Source organism: Nitrospirae bacterium CG2_30_53_67 (assembly GCA_001873285.1).
Lineage (GTDB): Bacteria > CG2-30-53-67 > CG2-30-53-67 > CG2-30-53-67 > CG2-30-53-67 > CG2-30-53-67.
In genome coordinates this window covers 1-4,285 of record MNYV01000026.1, presented here as the reverse complement: position 1 = coordinate 4,285, position 4,285 = coordinate 1, and the positions used below count along the sequence as shown (strand labels likewise).

Below are 4,285 nucleotides of genomic sequence, written 5' to 3'. Positions count from 1 at the left end.
AGAAAAACACTGGACCCCAAGATGCCTTAATGTAGTAGCCGTCGCAGACGGTCCCGGCCCGGCAAGAATAGATTCAAGGAGATGCCGGGATCTAACGACAAAGATATAGAAAAGCGGGACACGCTAAGCGTAACCCTTGACCCCTATGACCCTCGGTCCCTTATGTTTTTAGCACTTCACTTGACCCCTGGAATCCTTGACCCCTTGAACCCTTATGTTTTCACCCACTCTTTTGGAGATGATCCGCATTTTTAAACGTAAATATAAAACAAGAACGACTATCTGTCAAATGATGCGCAATTTTTTATTCTGTTCGAGATCCTTGAACGGCCTTTCTCTGCCTCTTTTTATCGGCTTGAATCTTCTTTTGCTCCAGGACCTTCTCTTTTGCCCTCTTGGACCTCTTCCTTTTCTGCCGGCGGATCTTCTCGATCTCCTGTACCCGCTCGCTTTTCTTCTTCAGGATCCTCTCTTCAAACTTGTCCGTTAGAACACGGCGCGCAAAAAACCGGTTCATGGACTGTGACCTCTCCTTCTGGCATTTGACCTCAATCCCTGTGGGGAGATGCTTCAGATAGACGCACGTGGATGTCTTATTGACATTCTGCCCGCCCTTTCCCTGAGAGCGGACGAATTTTTCCAGAATGTCTTTTTCAAAAATGCCCAATTGCTCCATCCGCTGCTTCAGGGCATCCTGCTTTTCCGGCCTGACCGCTGTTTTAGCCATGACCTTTAGAACCTGTTCCTTTGTTGAAGCGCCATACCGGGCGCAGAGACGCCGGCCGCGCCGCACAGAAAATCTATAAATTCCGCTTAGGTCGGCTTGACACCTTTCAATCCTGCTGGTATTTTTAAAAACAAGTATAGCCTATTTAAAATAATAATCCAGAGAAAAGGAGAAGATATGCCTATCACATTACCCGGTCTGCCTTATGATAAAAATGCCCTTGAACCTTACATCAGCGCGAAAACCCTGGAGTTCCATTATGGGAAACACCACAATGCCTACGTGGTCAACACCAACAAACTGATTCAGGGTACGGATCTTGAGAACAAGGATCTTGAAACCATCGTCAAGAAGACCGCAGGAGACGCATCCAAGACCGGTATCTTCAATAACGCGGCCCAGGTCTGGAACCATTCATTTTACTGGAAGTGTATGAAGCCTGGAGGCGGCGGTAAACCCACCGGTTCCATTGCCAAGAAGATTGACGCCGCTTTCGGGAGCTATGAAAAATTCGTCGAGGAATTCAAGAGCGCGGGCGCTACGCAGTTCGGAAGCGGCTGGGCCTGGCTGGTTCTCAAAGAGAATAAGTTACAGGTCATGAAGACAGCCAATGCCGACACCCCGATCGCCCAGGGCATCAAACCCCTTCTGACAGCGGATGTCTGGGAACATGCCTATTACCTGGACTACCAGAACCGGAGGCCCGATTATCTGAGCGCCTTCTTAGACAAGCTCATCAATTGGGATTTCGTGAATGCCTGTCTTGGTTAGTGGGTTTATATCATAACATCGATAACTTAATTTCATATCGCCTACAATCCTTCCAAATTCATTTGGAAGGAGTAAAAGGCGATGAAGAATAATAATGAAATTGAGAAACGCTGCAAAGCGATTGAGATCTACAATCAAGGGATTGGCTTCAATGAAATTCTTAAACGGGTGCAGCGAAGTCGGTTTTGGCTTTGGAAATGGCTGAAACGCCATCAGGAACAGGGTATCGAGGATCGTTGCCCGGTATGGAAAACCTGGAAACAAGAAGCCAAAGCAAAGCAACCATAGGCATCATGTTCGTCACCGGTTTGATGCTTTGGGTTCAGGTTACTCAAAACGCTTTCGCCAGGTGGTCGGATGATGATCAACATGTGTATCCAAACGGCGCCGGGCCTAATCATAAAATGCTGACCTGGAATGCAAAACATTGCTGCGGTTATGCCATGCAGCATGACTCGCAGGATATTCGCTTGTAAATTCATAAGAGGTAGGCTATAGTTTTTTTATCCGCCGAAAGGCCGGAGCGACCAAAATAGACTTGAGAAGAGGAGGAAGACGAAGAGATGGAAAAGGAGAATCTGGACCCATTGTGTATCAACACCATCCGCATGCTGGCCGTGGACGGCGTGGAAAAGGCCAAGTCAGGACATCCGGGCATGCCCATGGGGGATGCGCCCATGGCCTATGTGCTCTGGACGCGGTTCCTGAAGCACAACCCGAAAAATCCCCGATGGGGCAACCGGGACCGCTTCGTCCTCTCCGCCGGGCACGGATCCATGCTCCTTTATTCCCTGCTCTTTCTTACCGGATATCCCCTCTCCATCGAGGATCTCAAACAGTTCAGACAGTGGGAGAGCCCCACGGCCGGCCATCCGGAATACAGCCCTGATCATGGGATCGAGACCACCACGGGCCCGCTCGGGCAGGGGTTCGGAACCGGCGTGGGCATGGCCATGGCCGAGGCCTACCTGGCGCAGTATTTCAACCGACCGGGTTTCAATCTGGTCGACTATTATATCTATGCCATCGTGAGCGACGGGGATATGATGGAAGGGATCTCCTCGGAGGCGGCGTCTCTGGCAGGGCACCTGGGCCTGGGTAAGATCATCTATCTCTATTCGGACAACAAGATCTCCATTGAAGGGTCCACGGATCTCGCCTTCACTGAGGACGTGGGGAAGCGGTTTGAGGCCTACCACTGGCATGTCCAGCACGTGGACGGGAACGATCTGGAGCAGATCGGGAGCGCCATCCGATCAGCACAGCAGGAGACAGGTCGGCCTTCGCTCATCATCTCCCGCACGCATATCGGGTTCGGGAGTCCGAATAAACAGGACACGGCCGATGCCCACGGCTCTCCACTGGGGGCTCTCGAGGTCAAGCTGACCAAGGAGAAACTCGGCTGGCCGCTGGAACCGGCTTTTTATGTCCCTGAGAAGGCGCTCGATCTTTTCAGAGAGGCCCTTGCCAAAGGGAAAAAGGCGGAAAATCAATGGGCGGAAATCCATGCGTCTTATGCCGGAAAGTATCCTGAACTATCTGAGGAATGGGAGCGCCTGCAGAAGGGAGAGCTCCCGCCTTCGTGGGAAGAGGCCGTCCCGGTCTTTGAACCCAAGGACGGGCCCATGGCCACCCGCAGCGCATCGGGCAAGGTGCTGAACGCCGTGGCCGCGATGCTCCCCATGCTTATCGGAGGGTCCGCGGACCTCTCGCCATCCAACAACACCCATCTGAAAGGTTTCGGGAATTACGGCAGGGAATCCCGTGAGAGGAATCTTCACTTTGGTGTCCGGGAACATGCCATGGGCGCCATACTCAACGGCATGGCCCTCTCCGGGCTGATACCCTACGGCGGGACCTTCCTGGTCTTTTCAGATTACATGCGGGGGGCGATACGTCTCGCGGCCCTGATGGGGCAGCGTGTAATCTATGTGTTTACGCACGACTCCATCGGTCTGGGTGAGGACGGTCCCACGCATCAGCCTGTGGAGCATCTCCCCGCGCTCAGGGCCATCCCCAATCTCACGGTGATCCGGCCTGCGGACGCCAATGAAACCGCCTGGGCCTGGAGGGTTGCTCTTTCGCACAGACAAGGGCCTGTGGCCCTGATCCTCACACGTCAGAACCTTCCGGTCATGGACCGCGGCCGTTACGCCCCGGCAGATGGGCTCACGCGGGGCGCCTATGTGCTGGCCGACGCAAAGAAAGGAAAACCCGACCTGCTGATACTCGCCACAGGCTCCGAGGTCTCAATCGCCCTTGAGTCCTATGAAAAGCTGACCGCAGAAGGGTTGGCCGTAAGGCTGGTCTCCATGCCGAGCTGGGAGCTCTTCGAGAAGCAGCCGGCTGCGTATAAGGAAGAGGTGCTCCCCTCCGGTGTGCGGGCGAGGCTTGCCGTGGAGGCGGCCTCTCCCATGGGTTGGCATCGGTATGTCGGGAGGCAGGGAGAAGTCATCGGTATTGAACGCTTCGGCGCTTCGGCCCCCGGCAAGGTCGTTATGGAGAAGCTTGGGTTTACATCGGAGAATATTGTGACCCGGGCCAGGAAACTCCTGCGCAGGGGATAATTAAATAAGGATCATCTCCAAAAGAGTGGGTGAAAACATAAGGGTTCAAGGGGTCAAGGATTCCAGGGGTCAAGTGAAGTGCTCAAACACTACAAGGAGTTAAAGGAATGGCCCCAGTCTTATCAATTATGCTTGGAGATTTACAAAATAACAAAAAGACTTAAGAGTGATATCGAGGAGGTTGAGCGGATGCTCAAGGCACTGATCAAATCACTGGAAA

The 4,285-nt window shown here is 53.1% G+C and carries 4 protein-coding genes; 3 read left to right on the top strand and 1 reads right to left on the bottom strand.

Annotated features, from left to right (window positions below; all coding sequences use genetic code 11):
* Positions 1 to 304: 304 nt before the first annotated feature.
* Positions 305 to 727, bottom strand: coding sequence for a peptide chain release factor-like protein (locus AUK29_01485; protein ID OIP66123.1), 423 nt, complete (start codon positions 725 to 727; stop codon positions 305 to 307).
* A gap of 177 nt (positions 728 to 904) precedes the next feature.
* Between AUK29_01485 and AUK29_01480 the strand changes: the two genes are divergently transcribed.
* The 3 genes from AUK29_01480 (at position 905) to AUK29_01470 (ending at position 4,065) form a co-directional block, all read left to right on the top strand.
* The gene (locus AUK29_01480; GenBank protein OIP66122.1) at positions 905 to 1,498 is read left to right on the top strand and encodes a superoxide dismutase; all 594 of its coding nucleotides are present in this window, start codon (positions 905 to 907) and stop codon (positions 1,496 to 1,498) included.
* Positions 1,499 to 1,579: 81 nt separating this feature from the next.
* Positions 1,580 to 1,786 carry a hypothetical protein gene (locus AUK29_01475; GenBank protein ID OIP66121.1) on the top strand — a complete coding sequence of 69 codons (207 nt, stop codon included), beginning with the start codon at positions 1,580 to 1,582 and terminating at the stop codon, positions 1,784 to 1,786.
* Between the two features lie 275 nt (positions 1,787 to 2,061).
* Entirely contained in the window at positions 2,062 to 4,065 is a 2,004-nt protein-coding gene (locus AUK29_01470) for a transketolase (GenBank protein ID OIP66120.1), read from the top strand.
* Positions 4,066 to 4,285: the final 220 nt, after the last annotated feature.